The sequence below is a fragment of the Akkermansia massiliensis genome, assembly GCF_023516715.1.
Classification (GTDB): Bacteria; Verrucomicrobiota; Verrucomicrobiia; order Verrucomicrobiales; family Akkermansiaceae; genus Akkermansia; species Akkermansia massiliensis.
On sequence record NZ_JAMGSI010000002.1, the window covers coordinates 573,358 to 598,604 of the forward strand.

Below are 25,247 nucleotides of genomic sequence, written 5' to 3' on the forward strand. Positions count from 1 at the left end.
GGTGCAAATAAAACAGACCAGAAAAAACGTTAAAATTTTATTAAATTCCACCCCCCTTCCCCATTTTTGTTTCCATTCTTCCCTCTTTTCGTTATCAAGCATTTTTAAATTTTCCTCTTTCCTTTTCACAATGAACGCCTTCCAGACTATTCTCCGCACCGTCGCCTCTTCCGCAGTCCTGTTTCTCCTGCTCCTGGGAACCGCCCTGGCGCGGGGAGCGGAGGAAGCCGCTTCTGAAAACTTCGACTCCTTTCCGACGGGCAGCTTCACCTCCCTGGAAACCGCTCTGGGGACCATGACGGCGGAAAGCGGGCATGCCGCCATCGCCAGCAACCGCTGTTCCTCCCAGCCCAACTGCATGCGGCTCATCGGCCTGGGCACCGGGACGAAAAGCACGGCCACGCTGACGCTGCCCGCTCCCCTCGCCGTCAAAAAGACGCTTGCCCTGACCGGGGAACGCTGGACGTCCGACAGCCCCTTTTCCTTCACCATCCACGCCGCAGACGGGGAAGGGAATGAAACACTGGTCGCGGACGGCTCCTCCCTGAAAACGGGCAGCAATCCCATGACCCAGCAGGTGAGGGGCGCCATCCCTTCCGGCACCGCGCGCCTCATCTTCCGCTGCGAGGCCCCCGCCAATAAGGGCGTTCTTTTCGACGATCTGGTCTTTTCCGAATTCAACCCCCTCTCCAGCACCGCGGAAGCATGGCCGGCCATGATCCGCATGGAGGCCAACGGCATCCTCCGCTTTTCCCTGACGGAACTCCCCGCTGCGTATGACGGCATGGCCGTCACGGTGGACATGAGCCCGTCCGACGACCTGGGTGACATTGAAAGCGTTTCCCTTTACACCGGTGACGCGGACGGCATCTATTCCGCGCCCGCCTACGGCAGCAGCGGCCACGGCGCCATGAGCACCACGGGCGTCCTTGCCAGCCCGGCCCAGCCGCCGGCTCCCGTCATGACGTTCCCCGTCACTCCGGGGGTTCTCACGAACGGACGGCAATACTACTTCTGGGTCAGCGTCAAGCTCAAGAACTCCGCCAGCATGGACCACAAGGTGGGCGCCAGAATCACCTCCGTCACCGTGGACGGGCAAACGACTGATGTTGCCGATGGAGTGACGGCCAGGCAGCGGATAGGCTATGCCGTCGCCAAGGCGAACGATCCGGTTTACGGAGGCCCCTTGGAAGGAAAGGCCTCCAGGAAATTCCGCATTCCGGGCATCGTGCGCGCCAGAAACGGGGATCTGGTCTCCGTTTTCGACATCCGCTACGACGGCCGGAACGACATGCAGGCCAACATCGATACGGGATGCAGCCGTTCCACGGACAACGGACGCACCTGGACGCCCGTCAACGTGGCCGTCAACTTCAACCCCACGGGCGATTCCGCCAACGACTACCATTCCGGCTACGGCGTCAGCGACCCCTGCATCCTTCTGGATGAAGTCAACGGTACCCTGTGGGTGGCAGGCATCGCCAGGCACGGGCTGGCCTCCTCCAAGGCCAACGTGGACGTGGAAAGCCTGGAAACCGCCCAGTATGTGGTAGCGTACAGCACGGACAACGGCCGGACATGGGGTTCCGCGGACCCCGGCACGGGGGAGTTCGTAAAAATGAAACCCCGGAGCATCAACAAGGACATCAAGAACAGGGCCTGGAAATCCTTTTTCCAGGGTCCGGGCCACGGCATTACGATGAAGAAGACGGTCAACGGCGTGCGCCCCATTGTCTTTCCTTCCCAGATATGGACGGGCGCCAGCGGCGCGGGAACACCCCAGTCCTGCATCATTTATTCTCTGGACCGCGGCCAGACCTGGATCAGCGAGGACACCGGCAAATCCGGCACGCCCGGCATCGGAGCCGGCTCCAGCGAATGCGCAGTCACGGAGCTCAGCGACGGGCGCCTGATGCTCAACGCCCGCAATGAAAGCAGGAGCGGGTACCGTAAGGTCTTCACGACGGACGACATGGGGAAGACGTGGACGGCTCATGCCACCAACCTGAAAGCCCTGCCGGAGCCCGCCGCCTGCCAGGCCAGCCAGCTCGCCGTGGAAAACTCCGCGAACATCAGCAGGGCCCTCCTTTTCTCCAACCCTGATAAAACTTCCGCCCCCCGCGCCCGAATGACCCTCAAAGCCTCCTTTGACGAAGGCGCCACATGGCCCTCCAGCCGCCAGGTTCTTTACGATTCCCGCCCCTGCTGCGGCTATTCCGACATCTGTGAAACGGGAGACGGCCACATCGGCGTGCTGTATGAAGGGCTCAACGGGGACGAAAACATCTTCTTCCTGCGCATTCCGTATGATGAATTCCTTCCTTCCCTGGACGTTCCCGCCGCCGGGGCGCCCGTCCGCGTGGGACCGGAAGGCATGACGGCAGCCACGTTCACCGTCTCCAGCGACGATTCCTGGACGGCGTCCTCTTCCGCTGGCTGGATCACCGTCTCTCCCTCTTCCGGCTCCGGAAACGGCTCCGTCACCTACAGCGTGGACCGCTGGGAAGGCGCGGGCGAACGCACCGGAACCATCACGGTTGCCGTTCCTGGCGTCCAGCCGGTCTCCGTCACTGTCATCCAGTCCGGCAGGGCCCCTGCGCTGGCGGTTTCCCCCGCTGCGCTGGTGCTTCCCAAAAACGGGGGAACGGCGGTCTTCTCCGTCACCTGCGACGCCGCCTGGAATGTCTCCAAAACGGGGGACTGGATAAACATCACCGGCATGCAGGGAGCGGATACAGGCAATGGTACCGTATCCATTGCCGCAGAGGCCAATGCCACGGAAGGCTCCCGTACGGCGCAGCTTTCCTTTTCCTCCTTTGGAACCGTCCGCTCCGCCACCGTGACTCAGCGGGGGCAGAAACGCACGTGGAATGAATGGAAGGAGGATGAAATCACCTCCCGGGACCCGGACACGGACCAGACAGGCCCCAATGATTCCCCGGCCGGGGACGGCATCCCCAACCTGTTGAAATACGCCACAGGATTGGATCCCCTCAAACCCTGCGGTAGCGTCGTGCAGGTCACCGCGGAGGAAGCGGGCGGAGACGCCTGCCTGGTACTGGGCTGGCCCGTCAACCCGGAAGCCACCGGAATCAGGCACGCAGTGGAAGCCTCGGAAGACCTCCAGACCTGGACGGAGACGGCGGAAGTGAAAACGGAAGGCAAAAGCTCCGCCACTTTCCGGGATGCCGTGCCCATGAACGCGGAAAGTCCCCGGCGGAGATTCCTGCGCCTGAAAATTTCCCGTGAAGGGGAAAGCCCGCTTTAAGGGCAAAACAAGCACGCGGCACCGGGAATCTTCCGGCAAGGGGAAAAAAGCCTTTTTCCCTCAGCCCATCCTTTTCCGATATTGGAGAAGGAACCGGATGCCATGCCGCCATTTTTTCCGGATGGACTGCACTCCGCACTAAAAGCGGAAAATGCCGGAAACGCACTTGAACCCGGTAAATTCCGCTCTTGCCGTGTCCGCGGCCAACCGCAGGAATCCCCTTGTTTTTCTGCGTTCGCAAAAGACCGTCTAACAAATAAAATTAAAAAATCGGAACGTTTTTTCCTTTCTTAATTGACAAACCATGCCCTTTCCTCTTAATGATTTAATGTTTATGAATCCGGTATATTGTCTGCCAGCGGCCCTCTTCACATGCGTGTTGTTGTCGGCAACAGCCGCCTCCCTGCATGCGGAAACAGCGTACAGCACGCCCTGCGGCTACATCCAGACGGATCTGAATGCCAAAACAACGGGCTATCTGGGCCTGGGAGTGCATCCGGAAGCCCTGATGCAGCATACGCTTGAGGAAAACAACATCACCGTTTCCGGCAGCAAAATCACCATCACGGATCCGGACGTCAATTTTACCGACCTGATGGAGACGGATTCCGCCTATGTTCTGGAACTCATTTTCGGAGACGAGGCGATGGCCCTTCCCCTCAACAGGGACGCGTGGAAAAAGCCCGCCCCTTCCTGGACGGCGAATAAAATAACGGTGGATGACAAAAGCGCAGCGGACCTGATTAAAAACAGCAAGCCGGTTTCCTACGTGCTGCGCAAGGCGCGCACCCTGAACGATGTTCTGGGAGGCGACAATACGTTCAGCCTGAAAAGCGGCACTTCCGGCACGGCGGATGCCGTTTATATCTCCACCTCCCCCTCCATCCAGATTCCGGTTTACCACTCCGCTACGGAAAACAAATGGATGCGCCGCGGTTCCCGGGACGACATGGGCCTTCTCCCCGTCTTCAATCATGAACCCCTTAAAATCGTCCGGAAAGCCGGCAATGGCGTGCAGGCCTTCGTTATCGGGGAAGTGGCGCAGAAGCACCAGAGGCTCCAGCTCTCCCAGGAAAGCACGCTCCTTCATACGGGGCTGCCTGTTCCCCAGACGCTTCTCAGCACCTCCCTCCACACCGCCCTGCCCGATCCTTCCAGTGACGTGGTTTACGTGCCTCTCACACCCGGCGGCCCTCTGGAGCCCTGTTATTATGATTCTTCCTCCGGACAGTGGAAAAACAGGGACACGGGTGAAAACGTATCCTCCACGGCGGTGGAAGGCATCCTGAACATCCTTTCCGTCACCAGGCTTCCCGCTTACACAACTGTCCAGACCAATACATTACCTACTCCTCAATAACAACTTAACAAGTAGTGATACCATGATGAAACATTCCTTCCTGCTGTACGCAGCCGCCGGACTGATGATCGCGGGAGCAGCCTCTGCCACGACGCTCACCGTTTACAATGAAGACGAATATGGGACTGCCCCTATTACGTCCATTCTTGACGCTTCCGGCCATTCCCTGCAAAACGGCTCCGCCATGCTCGGATACCTTCAAGACAGTACCTGGTCTTTCGACCTGGTTGACGGCAAGATTGAATGGTCCAAAAACAGCACGCCCGCAGGCCAGTTGAGCTACAGCCAAATGGCGGAAATCAGGCAAAGCTTCACCACCAGCCTTTCCGCCGTTTCTCCGGAATATCCCGGCGCCATCACCAATGGCGGCCAGTTTTCACTTTCCGGCACGCTGGCCTCCGGTCTGGAAGGAAAGCCCATTGTCCTCCTGGTCAACAACGACGATTCTCCCGGCGAATTCTCCATGTTTACGTTCCGGAACGTGGATACGGGCGAACTGGCCAAGTACCCGGGAGTGGTGGGAAACGACATGACGTTTTTCTTCGGGTCGCAGGCGGATGCCATTACCGAGGGTTATGAGTGGTATGCCATCCCTCTCTTTAACGACAACTTCAATCTGGTTCCCGAACCCGCCACCGCTACGCTGAGCCTCCTCGGCCTGGCGGCGCTGATGATGCGCAGACGGCGCTAAAAGAGCTTTTCCCACTGTTAAAGCCTCCGCACGGGAATGCCTGTGCGGAGGCTTTTTTGCAGGCAGACGGCAGCCGCACTCCAGGCCCTCCTTCATCACATCCCTCCGCCGGAGGAGCACCGCGAGCCTCTGCGGCAACCGATTCATCATGCGGCTGGCAGCCGCACTGGTTTTCAGAAAACGCGCCCGCTGGCGCCCAGGTTCATCTTTAGTTGGCGCAAGGGCTTGCGGCGCTCCAACCAGGCTCCAAACGGCATTGCGGCAAATAAAACGCCCCGCGCACTCCGAAGAGCGGCGGGGCGTCTGTTCAAGCGGTGGAAACCGCAGGAGTTACTTTTTAACGGGAATGATATCCAGCTCCGCTACGGCGGCGTAATCCCGTCCCTGCGTCTCACTGAGGGCGGAGAAGCGGAAATAGCGCGCCTTGACGGGCGCCTGGAACTTCACTTCCTGAAGATCCGCGCTGTCCGGGAAGGCGCCCTTGGCGGCAGGCTGCCATTTTTCACCGTCCGTGCTCACTTCCACGGAATAATCCTTCACGCGGCCGTTACCGCTTCCGTCCTGGCGGGGCAGGTAGGTAATGCCGGAGAACTCCCGCTCCTTGCCCAGGTCCACGGCCAGCACGTGCGGGTGCTTGGTCACGGTCTTGTTGTACTCGGAGTGCCAGAAGGTGCCGGGGTCCCCGTCAATGGCGAACTCGGCATCCGCCTCGCCCTGCTCCTGGCTGGTCACGCTCTTGACCGTGTACTTGTCCGTACGGGTCAGCATGGTCATGTCCAGCTGGGCCGCGGGCACGCGGATTTCACCCTTGTAGGACTTGGAGGTGACGGGACGCATGAAGAAGGACAGCGGGTAGGGCTTGTTGGCCTTGATGATGTCCCTGCTCATGGGGCCGGGGCCGCAGGAGGCGCCCCCCAGGCCGCGCGTGGCGGAGGAGAGGACCAGCACGGTTTTGTCCGTCGTCTTGGGCAGCTCCACGGGGTGGTTGGCCAGAATCAGGTCCGTCGTGGTGTAGGGAATGGCTGAGAAGGCAAACGGAGCGCCCACGGAACCGAAGAGCAGGCCCTGCCCCTTGTCATCTGTGACGGCCACCCAGCGGGTGTCTTCATGGTTGCCGCAGTCCTGCGGCCTGCCGTACGGGAAGAAGGAATCCCGGGCCGTCGTCTTGTACACGCCCAGAGGCATGCCGCTCTTGCGGTCCGCATAGTTTTCCTCCGGCCCACGGCCGTAGTAGGTCACGTTGCCCATGTTCGCCGGCAACTGGAGTTCATACCCCAGGCGCAGCAGCTCCAGGGGATTGCCGCGCGGCAGCAGCACGGACTGGCAGACGACGGTTCCATCCGGGTAGATAGTCCATTCCAGATTGTTGATGAAATGGGTGTTCGTGTCATTCAGGGGCTGCTTTTTGGGCGTGATGGAGGTCTTGGTGTCTCCATAGCCGCTGATGTTTTCAGTCTGCTTGCCGTTTACCTTGACGGACTGCTTGACGGTGACGCTGCTGCCGTTGTCCACGGCTTCATAACTGAGCAGTTCATGCTTCAGCTCACGGAGGCCGTTGGCCATGCTCTTGGCCATGACGCCCGGCTCATTGCTGGAAGCGGCGCGCAGGGCGTTCACCGCCATGGGCGTCTTGAACAGGGGCTTGCCGTTCACGGTGAACTGGGCCAGTTCCCCGGTGGCCGCGTCAAACTGAACGGAGAAATCCTTGCCGGACACGGTGTGCTTGTCCGCGCTGAGGGTTACCTTGCCGGCAGGAGCCTTGAACATGGGCAGGTCTCCCTGCACGGGAAGTTGGAGCTGGTCAAAGGCCAGTTCATAGCCCTTCTTGGCCCAGTCCTTGTCCTTCTTCAGCTTGTAGCCTATGCGCAGGGCGTATTCCGCTCCCGGCTTACGGTTTTTCAGCTGCGGAATGTCCGGTACGGGCACCACGATCTTTTCCCGGGGTCCGGCCGGCGGCGTATCCAGCTTGCCTTCCGCCACCACATTCCCGTTCTCCGTCAGAGTCCAGGTGATGTCGTACGGAGACAGGTCCGTAAAGAAGTTCTTGTTGAAGATGGAAATCCTGCCGTCGTCCGTCAGGGACGTGGAGATATTCTGATAAACGTGCTTCACTTCAAAGTAGCCCGGTTCCGGCGTGCGGTCCGCCAGGATGGTGCCGTTGAATACGAACTGGCCGCTGTTGGGATGGTCGTTGAAGTCGCCGCCGTAGGCGAGCATCCTCTCCCCGTTCGGCAGGGTCTTGTACAGGCCCTGGTCCACCCAGTCCCAGATGGCGCCGCCCATGATGCGGTCGGAAGATTCAATAGCCTCCCAGTAGTCCGCCAGGTTGCCCATGGCGTTCATCATGTTGTGCGCGTACTCTGAAATGTAGTAGGGCTTCGGGAAGTTCTTGTTGGCCGCCATGGAGCGCGTCCAGTCCACGGAGGGGTACTGGTTGGAACCCAGGTCCACGATGTCGTTGTTGCGCTCATAGTGGGTGGGGCGGGACATGTCCCTGGCCTTCACGATCTTTTCCGCGCTGCGGAAATTCTGGCCGGGCCCTGCCTCATTCCCCAGGGACCACATGATCACGCTGGGGTGGTTCTTGTTGCGCTCCACCATCGCCATGATGCGGTCCACGTGGGCCGGCATCCATTCGATGGGGTGGGAAAGGGACTCCTTGCCGTAATAGTAGCCGTGGGACTCGATGTTGGCCTCATCCTGCACGTAAATGCCGTACTTGTCGCAGAGGTAGTAGAAATAGGGGTCCGCGGGATAATGGGAGCAGCGCACATGGTTGATATTGGCGCGTTTCATCATCTGCACTTCCTCCTCCATCTGTTCCGGAGTCACGTAGTGCCCGGTTTCCGGGTGGCTTTCATGGCGGTTCACGCCCTTCACCTTGACCGGCTGGCCGTTCACCAGGAACACGCTGTCCTTAATCACCACGTTGCGGAAGCCCACGCGGGAGGAAACCATCTCCTCCGTCTTGCCGTCACGCTTCAGCGTCAGCACCAGCGTGTACAGGTTGGGGTCCTCCGCGGACCACAGTTTGGGCTTGGCGTAAATGCCCAGCAGGGAAGTTTTGAAATCCTTCATGCCGGTGATGCGCAGGGGCTTTTCCAGCACGCCGTCATACGGGGCGTCCTTGGGCTTGACGGGCTCCACCAGCTTGCCGGAAGCGTCATACAGGGCCATGGATACGGTACACCCTTCCAGCTTCTCGGTCGCCGGGAACAGGTTGCGCACGTCCACGTCCACCTGGAGGCGCCAGTCCCCGTTCATGGTGCCGGGCTTGGCATGATCAATGTTCAGGGCCCAGTCCCGCTGGTCCACCGGGTTGGTCTGCGCGAAAAAGTCGCGGATGTGGACCTTGGGCACCGCAAAAATGGAGACGTTGCGGAAAATGCCGGACAGGCGGAACATGTCCTGGCATTCCAGGTACGCGCCGTCGGAATGGCGGTACACCTCCGCGGCCACCACGTTCTCCCCCTTCTTGAGGTAGGGGCTGATGTCAAAGCGGGCCGGATTGCGGGAATCCTTGGAAAAGCCCACGTACTGCCCGTTGATCCAGAGGTAGAAGAAGGAATCCACGCCGTCAAACTGCATGTACACCTCCCTGCCGTCCCAGTCCGCGGGCACTTCAAACGTGCGGCGGTAGGAGCCTACGGGATTCCGTTCCTTGTAGGACGTGTAATTCTTGTTGGAGGGCTCCTTCATCACATAGGGCCAGGAGCGTTCAAAGGGGTACGGCTGGTTGGAATAAATGGGGGTGCCGTAGCCCTGCGTCTGCCAGGAGGCGGGCACCTTGATTTCCTTCCAGTCCTTCACGTCGTAATCCGGCTTGTAAAAATCGGCCGGGCGGCTCTGGGGATCCTTGGCCCAGTGGAACTTCCACTGGCCGTTCAGGGACTTGCGCCACTTGCTGTTTTCAGGCAGCACTTTCAGGGCGGACTGCAAATCGCTGAAAGACGCAAAAAAGGCCGTGGGGGCCTCCTTGTTCAAATGCAGGTTCTGTTCCTGTTCCCATTCCAGCCCTGTGGGGGCGGGCGCGGGGGAGGAATCGCCCGGGGCTCCCAGGCCGCACATGGCGGAGCCTACCGCCAGCGCGGTACAGGATAAAAGCCAGGATCTGGTCGTTCTCATGAAGTAAGTATGTGTCAACGTTGGTATGCAAAAACGGATTGTCCTGTTACATACGAATCCGCAATTCTAATTCTAACAGCAAACTTCACCTTTGCAAGCTGCCGTTGCGTTTATGAACCGCCTGCGAAGAACGCAGCCGTTAAAAAGTATGCTTTAACTGGAGGACGCCCACGCACTGCATGGATTCCTGCTGCGTGTACTCCTTGGTGATGTAGTGCAGGCCGAACAGCAGTTCCGTGCGCTTGTACCGGAGGCCGAAGCCGTAACCCCATTCCCCCACCACGGGATACTTGTTCACGTACTCCGGAGAGGAGCGGAACACCGTGCCGTCCAGGTACAGGTCATGGGCCACGGCGCGCACGGCGGCGTGAAGATAGCCGTAATACCCCCAGTTGGCGACGTTCGTCCTGTTGTAAACGAAGGGCGGCGCGGCGCTGGTGGCCCCGCGGATGCTGTTTTCAGGGGAAGTATTGCCCAGATTATAGCCAAAGCGGAAGGACATGCCGCCGCCCGCCTGCACCTTCACCGTGCCGGCATCCGCGTGCCAGTACGCCAGGGCGTCCGTTTCAAAGCCGGAACTGTAGCGCTTTTCCAGGCCGCGCAGGCGGTAGTAGCGCTTGAAAAACAGATTGGCCGTCATTTCCCCGGGGAGCTGGTTGGACCAGCCGGGCCATTGTTCCATGCCCCACAGCTTATGAATGAAATGCTGGGAGCCTTTCGCCAGGGAATTCGTGCCCGTGGTGCCCAATTGCAGCTCCAGGGAATTGGCCCTGTCTTCATTCTTGACCAGGGAGGTCAGGCCCAGCGTCAGGTTGCCCACGTAGGGATGCTGGTTATAAATGGGGTAGGTAGCCTTCTGCTCCGGAGTGTACATGAGCTGGGTCAGGTCCAGCCCCCACTGCTGGCGGAGGTTGGGGGAACCGTTCATGCCCATGAACCGCCGCCAGGAAGCGGAAGCGTTCGTGCCCCCCAGCACTGTTCCCAGCATGCCGGAAAAGGAGTGGCTCCGGGATGTGGTGCCGGACATCCAGGCAAAGCGGACGCCGTTGGTATAATTATCGTCATCTCCCACGAACATGTCGTTTTCCAGATGGAAACTGATGACAGGGCCCTCCTGCGGCGCTTCTATCTGCTGGGTTCCTGCCTGAAGGGAAACCGCCGACAACAGGCCGGCGCACATGCACAAAGCCGTACATTTCATGCGCGGCAGTTTGTGCGTTTCACTTCCGCGTGGCAAGGAAAAATCAGGCATGCCCTGTGTTTGCACTTTTCAAAACCGGGAAATATCCACAGACTTCCCCTGCCCTGCCAGGGTTTTTACGCCATGATTATTGACACGCACTGCCATCTGGCTTCCGCGCAATTCGACCAGTCCCGCCGGGAAGCCTATGTGGAGCATGCCCTCCGGGAAGACATCGACCGCATGATTACGCTGGGAGCCCGCCCGGATGACTGGGAGGCGAACACGGCGTGGGCGCGCCAGTTCCCGGGCGTGGTCTTTTGCGCGCTGGGCATCCATCCGGACGACGCCCATGAAGCGCCGGAGGGCTGGGCGGACCGTCTTTCCCGCATGGCGCAGGATATCCCCCTGGCCGCCATCGGGGAAACGGGGCTGGACTACTTCCACGGAGCCCCCCGGGGCTGGGAGCCTGACAGCTTCCGACGCCTTCAGCAGAACCTGCTGGAACAGCACTTTGACCTGGCGGCGCGCCTGGGCCTCAACATTGTCCTGCACACGCGGGACCGGAAAGGGTCCAGAAGCTTTGAAGACGCCCTGGCGATTGCCCGGAATCACGCGGGCCGCGTGCGCCCCGTGTTCCACTGCTTCATCGGAGACACGGCCCAGGCCGCTCGAATTTTTGACGAACTGGACGGCATGGTCTCCTTCACCGGGGTGGCCACCTTTAAAAACGCCCCCGTGGTGGCGGAAACCGCGCGCTGGTGCCCGGAAGACCGCATCATGCTGGAAACGGACTCCCCCTACCTCAGCCCGGAACCCCTCCGGGGCCGCATGAACGAACCCGCCCACCTCATCCATACGGCCCGTTTCATCGCCGCTTCCAGAGGCATGGAACTGGATGAGCTGGCCCGCGCAACGACGCAAAATGCGGAAACCTTTTATAATCTGGACAAGGGCTGAAAAAAAATCCCGGCAATCCGCGCTAGCGCCTTGAAACCGAAATCATAAATTAGTATGAACAGGGCACACATGAAAGCGCCATTCATTTTTACCTGCGCCTGCGCTGCCGCGCTGGTGCTCCCCTTCTCTTCCTGCTCCACCCAGAATTCCTCCACGGCCGGCTATGACACTGCGGAACCGGCCAGCGGCGAAATCCCGCCGTGGATTGCGGAAAGCTCTGATCCCGCTTATGAATCCGGCCATTACAGCCCGGTGAAGAGCTCCTCCAGCTCTTCCAGTTACGCCTATAATCCGCCCGCCAAGCCTTCCGTCAGCAAGAAATCCCCCACGCGGAAAACCACGGCCAGCAGCAAATCCTCCCGCAGCACGAGCGCCAGAAAGAGCACCACGCGCAAGCCCGCTCCCAAGGCACGCACCTACACCGTGAAAAAGGGCGATACGCTGGGAGCCATCGCCCGCAGGAACGGCACCTCCGTCAAGGCGCTGAAGAGAGCCAACGGCCTCAAGTCCGACATGATTCACATCAACCAGAAGCTCACGATTCCGCGTTCCAAGTAATCCGGGGGGCCCTTCCCGGTTTCACCGCTTATGAAGCATCTCTTTCTTCTGGCCGTCCTCCCCGTGGTTCTCATGGGGTGGACGTCCTGCACCCACTCCGGCAAGGGCCATACGGCCCTGCCGGATCCGCGCGCTGTGGACAAATCCGTCCCGGAGTATAAAAACCCGTTCCATCCCTCCACGTATGCCCACTTTGTAGCCCGCAAGGACTACCGGAAAACGTATGACGTCTACAAGGATGATACCCTGCTGAACCGCAAGCCGAAGAAATCCCGTAAAATCTTCGTCTGCCTGGACGAGCAGCGGGGCCAGTACCTGGTGGACGGCCTGATCGCCATGGACTTTCCCCTCTCCTCCGGCGTCAAGGCCTACCCGACCAAAACGGGAGACTACACCGTCATCTCCAAAAAGGAAGACCACGCCTCCAACCTTTACGGCAAGATGTATGATGCGGAAGGCAAATGCATCAACTATAACGCCGAATCCACGGACCCCGTTCCGGAGGGAGGCCGCTTTGACGGTTCCCCCATGCCCTACTGGCAGCGGCTTACCAATGCGGGCCTGGGGCTGCATGTGGGGAAGGTACGGCGCCACCCCATCTCCCATGGCTGCGTGCGCCTGCCGCGGAACGTTGCGGAAATTCTCTACAAGCAAACCAGCGTAGGAACGCCCGTCACCATCCAGAGAACGCCCCTGCCCGTACCGGAAGCTCAGAAAGCCCCTGCCGTACAGTAACAAACAGATAGAATCCTGCTACAGCAAAAACGACTTTTACCGGACAGTCTTTTTCAAATATATTTCTAAAAAATTCTCTTCCTTTAGCGGATGCCTGTTAATTCACCTGCCGTCTGCAGGATTGTAATAACAGTAGTTGTAATAGACCCAGAGCCAATTTGCCATCGTTCATTTCGCTGGACCATTGCACCGGCTGGACGAGGTTTCCTGTGCTGCCAACTATCCCATAGGGGGAGTAGTCGTAAGTTGCCGCGATCGTTCCCTGCCCATCAAAAACTTCCGTCACATTCTTGTTGAAGTCCGTTATAGCAGTAAAGAGAGGCGGCCTGCACCAGGGCCAGGGGACGCGTAGCCACCGGTTCCAGGGGATCCCACAACAGTGTCCGAAGCACGTTCCAGTTGTCCAGCATGTCCAACACCGCTAGTTGCAGGTAGCCACGGTACAGGTAGAGTTCATGGCTGGCGACCGTCCCGTTGACGGTGACTTTCTTCATGTAGCGGCGTCCCATGGAGTTGTACCCGCATTCCACTACTATGCGTCGCCCTCGCTGGTGAAGCTTACCGCACGGTTGGCTGCGTTGTACACAGCTGTCCACACGCCCGTTGCAGTCTTGATCAATGTTTTTTGGTTGCCTGAAGCGTCATATTGCAGCACAAAGGGCGTTTCCCCACTTTCTTCCATGCGGGTGTACTGGTTGAGTTCGTTGACCACGTAAGTGAGTTCTTCCGCTATTTCCCGCGCCGTCTTGCGATTGCCGATGTTGACGCGACTGTTCCCAAGGCGGCTCTAGTGAGTTCACTTCTGGCATTATAAGTGAAGCTGTCGGCGCGGACGTTTCTGTTCCACGTAGTTAATAACTACATTCCTCGATGGCAGTAGTTTCTTCTTTCGGCTTCTTAATTTAATGGAAAGGATATTCTGTTTATCCACACAACACCTCTTAATTTGGATGGCGAATGTAATAGAACTATTCCTCTATTTCATCATTATATAATTTAAATAGATAAAATTCAATATATCCTGCCATTAATCCAACCGCTCCTGACAATATAAAAAAATAATGATGTTCATCGCATAAGATACGGTCCAGCATAGCGCCCATAACGAGTCCGATAATCAGTCCTAAAAAACAAGCTACCAGTTGATTTATTTCACTAGAGAAAATACGCAAGATTACCCAGCCAATTACAGCCAATATAAATGTTACTGGAAATGAAAATACAATCATTGAAAATCCAGCCATGACGGCATGGTGAAAATTAGATAAACACATGGAATGCCCGGCGCCAATAAGCCAAGGAGCAACCCCGCAAATTAATATGATATGAATTATGTTGTATATTAGTTGCATTGAGAATCATTAAGTAACATATTCCAACCAATATCAGAACCTCCTTCCGGAAGTCCCAAAAAAGGAATAAAGCCTCGGCTGGCATAACAAGTCACATGGCTTTTAGCCTACAGTTGTTTCTTTCTGAACAATACGAGACGTCTTGACACTGCTTTTCAGCATTTACCAAGCAAAGGGCTATCGAAATGACTGCAATTGAAAATTGGTATCTCTTCAAAAAATTAATACATATGGACTTTGCCTTGGCCGGATAAGGATCAAAAATCTTTGATGAATTTTGGCATGTGCATTTTGGTGCAGGTATAGAATAGTTACAAAATACTGATGCCAACTCATCTGGAGTAAGGGACTTGTTAGGGTAGGAAATTCCGGATGAGGAATAGGCAGGTCAAATCTTAAGCCATTCTTGTCCCCCTTATTTATTGCGTTATTACTAATAAACCCATATAAATTCCATCCCCCTTCTTCGGCGATGGGATCGCGATTGATCCATCTGCCGTCTGCGGGATTGTAATAACGGTAGTTGTAATAGACCAGAGCCAATTTGCCATCGTTCATTTCTCTAGACCACTACACCAGATAGAGAAGACTTCCTGTACTGCTGACTATTCCACACGGCGAATAGTCCTAAACTGCCGCAATAGCTACCGCCCATCGAAAACATCTGTGACGTTCTTGTTGAAGTTGTAAAGGACATTGTCCTGCACCAAAGCCAGGGAACGCGTGACTTCTGGTTCCAAAGGATTCCACAGCAACGAGTGGAGCATGTTCCGGTTGTCCAGCGTGTTCGATGCCGTTATTTGCCAATACCATAGTATTAAAACAAAATATTCCATCCATTATTAAAAAACGGTTTAGTTTAAACTAAATATTTATTTAACGCTTATTCTCTTTTAAGAAAATCTCGTATATTTTCGATGATGTATACTGTATCACTATCAGGAAAAACAAGTTCTTTTTTGTTTTTCCTTTCAAAATATCCTATGCCGCCGAATGTACCTTTTGGAGTATTGGTTGCACAATAGCTCAATTTTCCAAGATCATCTTTTTTTATAGGGAAAGATATTTGGATCTCATGTTTGCTTGTAACATTTATGATGGTTGTAATTTTTTGAGATTTATCATCGTACCGATAGACAAGAAAATTAATTTTATCTCCCTTGTTCATTGGTTTTACAACTGTATAAAATTCAAATAAATTTTCTCTTTCGATTATTTCTAATTCCACGTATGGACTCTTTTTAGAAAGAACCAATGATTTCGTTGTGTCAACCAATATAGGAGAGGCTTTTATATTAGGAACAATAAGTATTATGGATAATAAAATAATTCTTGCAATCATAGTCATTTTAACTTGTTCTCGTATGCTTTTAAACGTTGAGATAAAAAATTAATTCTTGTAGCAATTCTCTTTCTGCATGTCTTACTTATTTTCGGTTTTGTGAGAGATTCTCGTAAACACTTTATTTCTATTCCATGCGCTTTTATCTCAGATTCTATCAATTCTCGCCCATGAGCTGGACTGACAATTCCTCTTCCTGCCGGATAAGGTTTCCCTTTGTCATCAAATGCTATTCTTGGATTGGCAGCAAGGATGTCGCTCAAATGGCTTTGTTCATGTTTCATTAAGCAATTCAGACAACATTTCCTATCTACACTTCCTTCCGGAGCTTGTCCCAGATAGACTTCTAAATCGCCTTTACCATCAGTAACTACGGTATTTATTTTAGGTGGCCTCGAACCTACTTCCCAAAGTCCTAATACATCCGCCCCTGTAATAGGTGAGTTACGACAAAAAATATACAGATTGGGTAATTCAAAAGAAATATTCTGCTTTTTAACTCATTTTTCAAATATATTTCTAAAAAATTTTCTTCTTTTAGCTGATCCCTGTTAATCCACCTTCCATCAGCGGAGGGTGTAATAACGTTAATTGTAATAGACCAGGGCGAGTTCTTCGTCTTTCATCTCGCTGGACCACTGCACGGACGGGACGAGGCTGCCTGAGCCGGACACGATCCTATAAAGAGTAATAATAAGCTATCGCAATTAAAAATACGGAACTGTTTACTCTAGTCTTGTTTCATGGATCTTCTCTGTTTTTCATCTGAGCAATTTTCTGAATATCAAAAGCTAAAATCTTTTGGAAATCTTACAGCAAGACTATTATTCATCATTCCGTTTTTAAATATAAATTACATATTTAATATTAAATAAATATTCGAATACACAAAACCTGAAAAAGCCATTCCTAAAAGAAAAAAATGTACTTGTTTTAATCGTCTGTAAGACATATTTCCTCGGATAGCAATTACAAGATAAAGTTCATCTGGATTCCAATGTGCGTTTATCTTACAAAGAACGTATACAACTATAGCCACACAGGACATCAATAATAACGTGTACACAGAACTTAGGAATATAGCGATCACAACACATCCGCCAGATTGGTACAGAGCTAACAGAATGAGTGCACATAAAACAATGAGAAATAAAGAACCTATAATTTCAGCACTGATTTTGTATTTTCTAACTATATTCTGAATTTCTCTCCTTTTATAAAACTTTTCTTCTTGCTTTGTCTTTGATGTTAATAAACACATCAAAAAGGACGAAATAAGAACCCACAGTATAGAAGACATAAATCTACATTTTTAGTTCAAGGCAGGCCATGGCCTAGATGGCAAAAGTGGTGAAGTGGGGGGGAATCGTACGGGTAGATAAACGCTCTGATATCATATGGAAAATGTTCCGATTCAATTCTCTTCCTGTGTTCTTTGTAATACGCTAGCTTCTTATAAAACAAGTCTGAAAACATTTTTTCATGATTATTTCAATTGGAATCAGATTTATTTTTGATTTTCTTCAAAACATCTATTATTCTGAAACACTCAATGACTATAATAAGATAAGAAAAAATTAATGCTGTATATGATATTAAAAGTTCATTCGAAAAGTTTTCCCATAATAGATTTATACCATGATACATTGTTGACAAAACTCCAATTATTCCAGAGATCAGAAATAAATAAATTGTAAGTTTGATAATTGAAAAAGGGAAGTTATTAAATGAAAAATTAAGAGTATTTTTTTTGATCCAAACAAGGATTCTTAAAAATAGGATTACAAAAATACATCCACAAACTAATTCGAAATATTCATATCCAGTTAAAGGAGATTCAGGGTAAATCATAATAAAGATGACTAATTATATCGTGTTCATTATTTAGACCATATTTTTTTATTTTCATTAAAAGATTTGTTAGCGATTTCTTCAGTTTGATCTATAAAAAATGGAATTTTCAAAGTAGCGGCAATCTTAACATACCCCGTTGCATCTAAAGTTAAAGATATTGGTTTTGCATTCAAAGTTAACCCAGCACTTATCTTAAAATCAATAGAATAAGATGCTTGTATATAAGATGATAATGTAATATCCGCATCAATTCTATGAGACAATCCTAATAATTCTTCCCGATAGGATGTTGAAGTTTTACCATTACAATTGTCAATTTTAAGTATTTTTTCATTACTTAATCCAGCAACCATAGTTCGTAAAGAATATTCAATATCAGGCAGAATAGGCAACCATTTTTGTTTAATTTTAAGTCTTATGCTACACCTATACCAACATCTGTTCGTAATTTTGCTTCAATGCATACACAATTTTTCTTTTTTTCTATTGATATACTTCCCTCAATAATAAGAAGAATGGGTATGTAACCCGCAGGGATAGTCATTGTGTAGCCAAATTCGTTAGTTTCTTTTCCGAGATAATCAATAGAGAATACCACTTCATTATCAACAAACCCATACAAATTCCATCCCCCTTCTTCAGCGATAGGATCCCTGTTAATCCACCTGCCGTCTGCAGGATTATAATAACGATAGTTGTAATAGACCAGAGCCAATTTGCCATCGTTCATTTCGCTGGACCACTGTACGGGTTGGACGAGGTTGCCTGTGCTGCCAACTATCCCATAGGGCGAGTAGTCGTAAGCCGCCGCGATCGTTCCCTGCCCATCAAAAACTTCCGTCACATTCTTGTTGAAGTCCCATCCATAGCAGTAAAGAGAGGCACCCTGCACCAGGGCCAGGGGGCGCGCGGCCACCGGTTCCAGTGGATCCCACAACAGTGTCCGACGCACGTTCCGGTTGTCCAGCATGTCCAACGCCGCTAGTTGCAGGTAGCCGCGGTACAGGTAGCGTTCATGGCTGGCGACCGTTCCGTTGACGGTGACCTTCTTCATGTACCGGCGTCCCTAGTAGTCGTAGTCGCATTCCACCACCGTACTGCCGTCCCGGCTGGTGAAGCTCATCGCACGATTGCGGTAATTAGGATTCAAATTAAAAATTGAAAATCGTAGACTTTATTTTTTATAAAAATCTAAACATTCAAAAGGATTTTTATTTCTTTATTTCTATAGATGATAGGGGAATGCTATAAAATAGCTCCCATTGACTTTCTGTGTATTTTTCTTTTTTTAACATGTTCCATGTTTTAAATAAAAGTAAATTCAGTTTATTTGAATAATAATCATGCACATTAAAAAACATATCAGAAGGTTTCATTTTATTTAAAAATTCTACACATTTTTTTAAATTATAAACACCATTTTCATAAACGTATAATATTAGTTCAGGAGAATAAGAATCAATAGAGCATATCGGATAAGAAGATAAGTCTTCAAAACTACCTAAAGGAAAAATAGTATGAGATAAATTATCTGAAATATCGTTTATCTCAGAATCTGAATAAATTCTTATTTTTATACCGGTTTCTGGTCCGATTCGTCTGTTGATTGAGTTAATGACCTTGTCATCCCCTTCATCCTTCATTAGAAGATGGTTAATTAATATGGCTTCAATTTCGGCAGATCTAGGTATCTGATGAGTTTTAACGGCTATAAGATAATCGTATATTATATCGGTTAAAAAATTTACAGAAGACTTACTTATATCTTTTTGAGAGCAACCTGTAAGAAGCTTAAATAAAGAGGATGGCAATTCAGAAGTAGAATATGCTAATTTTGCTTCTATATACAATGCCAAAGTTTTCTCATAAAATTGCACCATCGGCAATCCTGATCTTATTTTATTTATTTTGGTTGCATGGCTTGGGATGCATGATGAAGATTCTGCCAAGACTATGTTATCAGGAACTGCAATCAAGTATATTCCTGATAAGTAAAATATAAATTTAAGATTATTCATTTTTTTTGCTTTTTACATGCTTTCTTCTTAAGGTTCGATGCAGTTCTTTTTAGCATGACTTTTAATTGATTAGTATAGGTGTTCATTCTTCTCATACTAGCTTCTTTTAGACTGAATATTAGATTAAAGCTATCTACGCCCGATACAGGATTCATAAAATATTTTATTTTACCTTTATTGTCAATTTCACAACAACAATATTCCAACTTAACACTTAGTTTTGTTTCTTCCAATATATATGCATTCGTTCGAGTATTTTGTACTATTCCAGAAAGACTTCGCATAAACCAATTATCATTGACAGCTTTTCTAGCTGCTTCAATAATTTGTCTGCCGTCTATTTCCTGCTCTAATATACTTTTTGCTGCATCTTGAAGCTTTTCTTTAAAAGTACCAATAATAACACTTTGGGGATCAGATACTGCGTATTCCTCTCCTCCAATGGTATTTGTTAATGTAAAGGATAATTTATCGTACCACCCCAAATGTTTTTTATCACATGTCCAGTCTTTTAATCCAAGATAATCACATTTATATACGCATATATTACCCATAAATTCATACAAATTCCATCCCCCTTCTTCAGTGATGGGATCACGATTGATCCACCTTCCATCGGCGGGATTGTAATAACGGTAGTTGTAATAGACCAGGGCCAATTCTACATCGTTCATCTCGCTGGACCACTGCACCGGCTGGACGAGGTCCCCCGTGGAAACAACCTGTCCGTATGGCGAGTAGTCATAAGTTGCCGCAATAGCTCCCTCTCCAGCGAACACCTCCGTGACGTTCTTGTTAAAGTCAACTCCATAGCAGTAAAGGGCATTTTCCTGCACCAGGGCCAGGGGACGCGTTGCCACCGGTTCCAGTGGATCCCACAGCAGTGTCCGAAGCACGTTCCGGTTGTCCAGCATGTCCAACGCCGCTAGTTGCAGGTAGCCACGGTACAGGTAGCGTTCATGGCTGACGACCGTTCCGTTGACGGTGACCTTCTTCATGTAGCGGCGTCCCTGGTAGTCGTAGCCGCATTCCACCACCGTACTGCCGCCCTGGCTGGTGAAGCTCACCGCGCGGTTGGCCGCGTTGTAGACTACTGTCCAAATGCCCGTCGAGGTTTTGATGAGGGTCTGGTTGCCCGAGGCGTCGTACGTCGGCACAAAAGGCGCCTCCGCTTTTTCTTCGATGCTTGTGTACTGGTTGAGGTTGTTGGCCGCGTAGGAAAGTTCCTCGGCCAGTTCCCGCGCCGTCTTGCGGTTGCCGATGTTGTCGTAGCTGTAACCGTAGGGGGCTGTTCCCAGAGTAGCCCCGGTGAGTTCGTTTCTGCCGTTGTAGCTGAAGCTGTCAGTACGAGTTGCTTCGGTTCCCCGCTGCTGGGTGCGGGTGACCGGGCGTCCCAATGCGTCGTAGCTCTGGCTGCGGGAGACCAGCGCGGTTCCCCCCAGACGGCAGCTTATGGCCACTGCCAGGTCACGGTGTTCTTCATAGGCAAGTTCCCGGACGATGCCGTTGGGCATCGCGAGGCTGGAGGGCAGGCTGCTTCCCGCCAGGTAGCCGTAGGCGAAGGTTTGTTCTTCTCCTCCGTGCACGATTCCGGCGCCGGCAAGCCTCCCGTTGGCTTCATAGCCCTGGCTTGCTTCCTGGAGGACGTCGGTTCCCTGTTTCAGGGTATAGCCGGAGGACCGGCCGTAGGCATCGTAGTTTTCCTGGAGCTGGCAGGAGGCGCCTCCTATGGTGATGCTATCGGTGTCCGGTTCGTTGTAGGGAGTGTAAGTGATGGTGCGAGAGCCTGAGGCGTCCGTCACCTGGGTCAGCTGGTTGAGGCAGTTGTAGGCGTACTGGATGCCGGGCGTGGAGTCGCTGTAGGAGACGGAGGTGTTGACCCCTTTCTTCAGATTGTAGCCCCAGGTGGTGACCACCCCGCGCGCGTCTGTGAGCGTGGATCTGAGGTTCAGGGCATTGTAGGCGGTGTCCTCATGCGTTCCGTCCGCGTAGGTTTTACGCGCCAACAGCCCCGTGGCTTCATCATAGCTCCAGGTGGTGACGTCTCCGTCCGTGCGTCCCGTGGGGTCGGTGGTGATGTCGCCCGCGTCCTCCCGGAAGGTGGTAAGGCTGACCATTCTGTCGGCTTCGTCGTAGCCGAAGAGCAGGGGCTGGGCGCCCGTTCCCCATTGCGCCGTATTGCGGCCCCGGAGATCGTAGTTGTAGCATGTCGTTTTCCCGAGGGCGTTGGTGACGGCGGAAGGCTGGTCAAACCAGGGATCGTAGGCGGTAGAAGCCGTGTTGCCCGCCGCGTCGGTAACGGAAACAGTGCGCCCGGCGATGTCGGTACGTGTCGTAATGGTGTTGCCCCGTCCGTCCGTGTTAGTGTAGATGATGCCGGTTTCCGCATAGGCTCGGGTCTGCGTGGAAGTAATGCCCGCGTGGTCCGTCTGCGTGGTAGTAAAGTCGTCGATGACCGTCGCGGTGGCCGTGACATTGGAAGTGGGGATGCTGCTTTTTTGCGTCCGCAGGGCGCCTGTTCCGTATTCGCTCCACTGTGTGGATATATTTCCTCTGGGACCGATGAAGACGGTTTTGCTTTCCAGCGTGGACGAGAGGGAGGAAACCAGCGTCTTCTGCGTTTCGCCATAGGTAGTCCCTTGGCCGTTGTTCCTAGTCGCCGTGACGACGCGGTAGACGCCGTCCTGCGCCTGTTCCACGCCATAGCTCCACGTGGTGATGCGCGAGTTGGACACGGTGGCCGGATCGGCAAGCTTCCAGGTTTCCTTGACCTTATTGCCGAAGTCGTCGTATTCCCACAGGGTCGGCGCCATCGTCGTAGCTGCGGTTTCCGCATCTGTCTGTTCCTTGGTCAGCTGTCCCTTGGCGTTATAGGTGTTCCTCGTGTAAATGACTCCCCCGATGGTGTTGGGCCGGCCCGTGCGCAGAATTTCCCCGGCACCGTTGGCGACGCTGCGCTGCAGTTCGGTTTCCGTTTCCCCGGAGACGGCTTTCGTGAAGGTCCGAACGCCGTCGGCAACCAAGTCGAGGGAATAGATGATATGCCGCTGTCCCGTGCCGGATTCTTCCAGGACCGTTCCGTCCGGCGCGTTGCGCGTGACGAACGTGGCTCCGGAGGGAGTGGTTTGCGTCGTCGTCAGACCGTCTTCGCTGTAGGCGTAGGTGGTGACTCGTCCCAGGACGTCCGTAGAGGAAGTTATCCTCCCCAGCAAGTCGTACTCCGAGCTTTCGCTGGTCGTCATGGCCCCCGTATCCCGGCGCGTAGAGAGGATGCGCCCCGCCGCATCCAGGGTGTAGGTGGTGATGGTTTCCGGCGTGATGACGGTTTCCCCGTCCATTACGGCGGAACGCGTGGTTTCCACCAGTTGGCGCGCCGTGTCGTAGGCATAGTCCATTCTTACACCATTTTCATCAATGTCCCACAACAGGCGCCCGTCGCACATCAGCTCGCGCTCCGTTATTCGGCCATTGCCCGCCGTCCGCTTCACCCACCTGTTCTGCGTGTCAAATTCATAGGAGGCGCTGTCCGTGAGCGCCCATTCCCCGCCGGTGAGCAGGGCGTAGCTTTCTTCCCTGACGCGCTGCCCTTCCGCCGTGATCCAGGTCGTGGTGCGCGTGCTCTGTCCCGGCACGGTTTCCCCGTTGACGCGCGTTTCCAACGTTTCCGTGTAGAGGGCGCCGTGCTCCGTCGTTGCCGCGTAGTCGTGCCAGGTTTGCACGCCGGTGAGGTCCCGGGTCATCCGGGTGCGTCCGCGGGCATAGACGTCGGGCGCGCCGGCCAGCCATTGTTCCGTGGCCGTCAGGCGCGTGCCCGTTACTCCCAGTCCGGTGACCCGCTTTTCCGTCCTTTTGACGTGATTGGCCGTCGTGTACTTGTAGGCAATGGTGGTCAGCGTCTTGACGTGTCCTTCCAGCGGAAGCAGGTCTACCGTTTCCGTGGCGGGTTCGTCGTTGAAGTCGGCTTCTCCCGAATAGGCATAGGTGTAGCGCGTGATGCGCCTGCCGCTTTCCGCCCACGGTTCGTCGCGGGAGAGCAGGCGTCCGTAGAGGTCATACGCGTAATGAATTTGGCTGCCGTCCGGGGCAGTTTCCGTCTTGAGCCGTCCGCACTGGTCGTAGGCGTATTGCGTGGTCTGGGCTTCCTGGCTTTGATAGCCTTCCACTTGAGTGAGCAGCAGATCGCCTACGTCCGTCGTTTGATATATGGAGCAGGTGCGCTCTGCCACGATACCTCCTTTGGAGATTTCCGTCACCAGCTGCCAGACCGAGTCTTCCGGTTCCAGCTCCGTGCGCGTGCGGATGGTCGTGACGGCGTCTTCCCCCGTGCCCTGCCGCATGTTCCACGCCAGGCCGTCGTTCCACCAGGTGACGGCGTAGGGCTGCCTAGCCGGCGCCTGTTCCGTGACGGTGAAGTGGCCGTCCGCGGAAAGGGAAAGGTTGAATGTTTTAAAGGGTGTCCCGGTGACCGTATAAAATCCCTGTTCGTCCGTTCCGGTGATTTGCCCAGGCGTGTAGAGCGCGATGATGTAGCCCGTGGAGGTGACGTTTTCCACGTTGAGCAGGCCGTCCCACAGGTTCCAGATTTGCCTCAGCGAGCCGTCTTCGGCATGCTTGACGTCCAGGTAGGATGACGCGTTGGAGATGACCTGCTTGTCGGTGGTGGTGTAGGAGAGGAGCATTCCTGTTTCCGCCGAGAAGAGGTATTGGCTGCCGTCTTCCACGATCCAGCGGAGGCAGGATTGTCCTTCCACCGTGTCCAGCGTTGCCCGTCCTCCGCCCGACGTGTCCACGCCAACGGGCAGCACGGACCCGTTCATATAGCAGCGCATGGCAATCACCCGGTCTCCCTGCACCAGATCAAAACGCACTCCGGGTACAATTCCCCCTTCGGGCACGTCCAGGCGGCTGTTCAACGGATGGTTGTAGGCCAGTGAGGAGGGGCTTTCCAGGCCGGAGACAGTTTCCTCAGCCCTCAGTTCCACAAGGCCCGCAGGAATCCCTCCCAGTCCCCGGAACATTCCGAAGTTGCAGGACCAGTACATCAGGGTGGCCGTGCTTTCCGCACTCACACTGCACCCTGCGGAGGAGTAGTTTCCCAGCGTGCTATTCCCCACCGCGGAGCCCGACCGGGCCAGCGACGGGGAAGGCGGCGTTCCGCCGCTGTTATCACACGTGTCTCCCTCGCACGGGCACTTCTCGGGCTCCTCCTTGCCTCCCGGCTCCGTCGGCACCACGTCGATGCTATAGTTGCAGATGGAGACGTTGTCTTTTTCAGGCTTGTAGTCGATGTTGGTCTGGTTGACTTCCCAAATGTAGGAGCCGGAGGGCAGCTGCGCCCCGCCGGTCCCCGTGTGGTATTTATGGCCGCCCTGCTTGCCTGCCGTCTGCGAGTCTTTCTTCAGGTCCACCTGCGCCACCACGCTGCCGCTGGAGTCCTTCACTTCCAGGCTCCCCCAGTCGTCTACTCCCAGGAAGAGCGAACAGGTGCCGTAGAGCTTTTTACCGTCCGCTCCTTCCGGAATGGTAAAGTAACCGTGAGCACTGTGTCCATCCGCCGACGTACTGGGCGGTCCCACGGTAATTTCATCGTGTTCGTGGATTTCCTCGAACGGTAGCGGATCGGGCTCCGGAGAGGCGCGCATGCCACGCGGCATGGGTTTGGCCGTAGAGCCAAAGTACCATTTGCGGTAAGCGGGGATGGAAGAAGGGGTGCCGGCAGAAGAAGTAGTTGGAGTATTCATAAGGCATTAAAGAACTGGGATTGATGATGAAATTAGAGGAGAGCAATCCTCCATGATCATTTT

The 25,247-nt window shown here is 53.5% G+C and carries 18 protein-coding genes; 6 read left to right on the plus strand and 12 right to left on the minus strand.

What is annotated here, in order from left to right; genetic code table 11:
* Positions 1 to 130: 130 nt before the first annotated feature.
* The 3 genes from M8N44_RS10100 to M8N44_RS10110 all read left to right on the plus strand — a co-directional run bounded on the left by M8N44_RS10100 (position 131) and on the right by M8N44_RS10110 (position 5,319).
* Complete coding sequence (locus tag M8N44_RS10100; RefSeq protein ID WP_102728520.1) at positions 131 to 3,268, plus strand: exo-alpha-sialidase; 3,138 nt, start codon at positions 131 to 133, stop codon at positions 3,266 to 3,268.
* A 334-nt stretch (positions 3,269 to 3,602) separates the two neighbouring features.
* Positions 3,603 to 4,628, plus strand: a complete 1,026-nt coding sequence (locus tag M8N44_RS10105) for a hypothetical protein (RefSeq protein WP_215709441.1) — start codon at positions 3,603 to 3,605, stop codon at positions 4,626 to 4,628.
* Between the two features lie 22 nt (positions 4,629 to 4,650).
* Positions 4,651 to 5,319 (plus strand): PEP-CTERM sorting domain-containing protein, encoded by a 669-nt coding sequence (locus M8N44_RS10110; RefSeq protein WP_102721298.1) that lies wholly within the window; start codon positions 4,651 to 4,653, stop codon positions 5,317 to 5,319.
* A 330-nt stretch (positions 5,320 to 5,649) separates the two neighbouring features.
* Here M8N44_RS10110 and M8N44_RS10115 read toward each other — a convergent pair whose 3' ends face one another.
* Positions 5,650 to 9,444, minus strand: a complete 3,795-nt coding sequence (locus M8N44_RS10115) for a glycoside hydrolase family 2 TIM barrel-domain containing protein (RefSeq protein ID WP_215451279.1) — start codon at positions 9,442 to 9,444, stop codon at positions 5,650 to 5,652.
* A gap of 139 nt (positions 9,445 to 9,583) precedes the next feature.
* On the minus strand, positions 9,584 to 10,645 hold the full coding sequence (locus tag M8N44_RS10120) for a lipid A deacylase LpxR family protein (RefSeq protein ID WP_180972864.1): 1,062 nt from the start codon (positions 10,643 to 10,645) through the stop codon (positions 9,584 to 9,586).
* Positions 10,646 to 10,768: 123 nt separating this feature from the next.
* Between M8N44_RS10120 and M8N44_RS10125 the strand changes: the two genes are divergently transcribed.
* The 3 genes from M8N44_RS10125 to M8N44_RS10135 all read left to right on the plus strand — a co-directional run bounded on the left by M8N44_RS10125 (position 10,769) and on the right by M8N44_RS10135 (position 12,877).
* Positions 10,769 to 11,584 carry a TatD family hydrolase gene (locus M8N44_RS10125; RefSeq protein WP_180975202.1) on the plus strand — a complete coding sequence of 272 codons (816 nt, stop codon included), beginning with the start codon at positions 10,769 to 10,771 and terminating at the stop codon, positions 11,582 to 11,584.
* Between the two features lie 69 nt (positions 11,585 to 11,653).
* Positions 11,654 to 12,142, plus strand: a complete 489-nt coding sequence (locus tag M8N44_RS10130) for a LysM peptidoglycan-binding domain-containing protein (RefSeq protein WP_022397927.1) — start codon at positions 11,654 to 11,656, stop codon at positions 12,140 to 12,142.
* Between the two features lie 30 nt (positions 12,143 to 12,172).
* Complete coding sequence (locus tag M8N44_RS10135) at positions 12,173 to 12,877, plus strand: L,D-transpeptidase family protein (RefSeq protein ID WP_146017812.1); 705 nt, start codon at positions 12,173 to 12,175, stop codon at positions 12,875 to 12,877.
* Positions 12,878 to 13,146: 269 nt separating this feature from the next.
* On the opposite strand, the gene M8N44_RS10140 is transcribed toward M8N44_RS10135, so the two are convergent.
* The 10 genes from M8N44_RS10140 to M8N44_RS10180 all read right to left on the minus strand — a co-directional run bounded on the left by M8N44_RS10140 (position 13,147) and on the right by M8N44_RS10180 (position 25,184).
* Positions 13,147 to 13,386 (minus strand): hypothetical protein, encoded by a 240-nt coding sequence (locus M8N44_RS10140; RefSeq protein WP_249853102.1) that lies wholly within the window; start codon positions 13,384 to 13,386, stop codon positions 13,147 to 13,149.
* A gap of 23 nt (positions 13,387 to 13,409) precedes the next feature.
* Complete coding sequence (locus M8N44_RS10145; protein ID WP_249853103.1) at positions 13,410 to 13,589, minus strand: hypothetical protein; 180 nt, start codon at positions 13,587 to 13,589, stop codon at positions 13,410 to 13,412.
* Positions 13,590 to 13,845: 256 nt separating this feature from the next.
* Positions 13,846 to 14,121, minus strand: coding sequence for a hypothetical protein (locus tag M8N44_RS10150; protein ID WP_146021135.1), 276 nt, complete (start codon positions 14,119 to 14,121; stop codon positions 13,846 to 13,848).
* A 321-nt stretch (positions 14,122 to 14,442) separates the two neighbouring features.
* The gene (locus M8N44_RS14125) at positions 14,443 to 14,787 is read right to left on the minus strand and encodes an RHS repeat domain-containing protein (RefSeq protein WP_102749403.1); all 345 of its coding nucleotides are present in this window, start codon (positions 14,785 to 14,787) and stop codon (positions 14,443 to 14,445) included.
* Between the two features lie 325 nt (positions 14,788 to 15,112).
* Positions 15,113 to 15,577 carry a hypothetical protein gene (locus M8N44_RS10155; protein ID WP_146021134.1) on the minus strand — a complete coding sequence of 155 codons (465 nt, stop codon included), beginning with the start codon at positions 15,575 to 15,577 and terminating at the stop codon, positions 15,113 to 15,115.
* The gene (locus M8N44_RS10160) at positions 15,574 to 15,834 is read right to left on the minus strand and encodes a hypothetical protein (protein WP_146021133.1); all 261 of its coding nucleotides are present in this window, start codon (positions 15,832 to 15,834) and stop codon (positions 15,574 to 15,576) included. Before M8N44_RS10160 ends, M8N44_RS10155 begins: the two co-directional genes overlap by 4 nt.
* Before the next feature lie 1,617 nt (positions 15,835 to 17,451).
* Complete coding sequence (locus tag M8N44_RS10165; protein WP_215458542.1) at positions 17,452 to 17,817, minus strand: hypothetical protein; 366 nt, start codon at positions 17,815 to 17,817, stop codon at positions 17,452 to 17,454.
* 23 nt (positions 17,818 to 17,840) lie between these two features.
* The gene (locus tag M8N44_RS10170) at positions 17,841 to 18,479 is read right to left on the minus strand and encodes an RHS repeat domain-containing protein (RefSeq protein ID WP_249853104.1); all 639 of its coding nucleotides are present in this window, start codon (positions 18,477 to 18,479) and stop codon (positions 17,841 to 17,843) included.
* A gap of 157 nt (positions 18,480 to 18,636) precedes the next feature.
* Positions 18,637 to 19,443, minus strand: a complete 807-nt coding sequence (locus M8N44_RS10175) for a hypothetical protein (RefSeq protein ID WP_146021131.1) — start codon at positions 19,441 to 19,443, stop codon at positions 18,637 to 18,639.
* Positions 19,440 to 25,184 carry an RHS repeat domain-containing protein gene (locus M8N44_RS10180; protein WP_249853105.1) on the minus strand — a complete coding sequence of 1,915 codons (5,745 nt, stop codon included), beginning with the start codon at positions 25,182 to 25,184 and terminating at the stop codon, positions 19,440 to 19,442. The genes M8N44_RS10175 and M8N44_RS10180 overlap by 4 nt, the downstream gene beginning before the upstream one ends.
* Between the last annotated feature and the right edge of the window lie 63 nt (positions 25,185 to 25,247).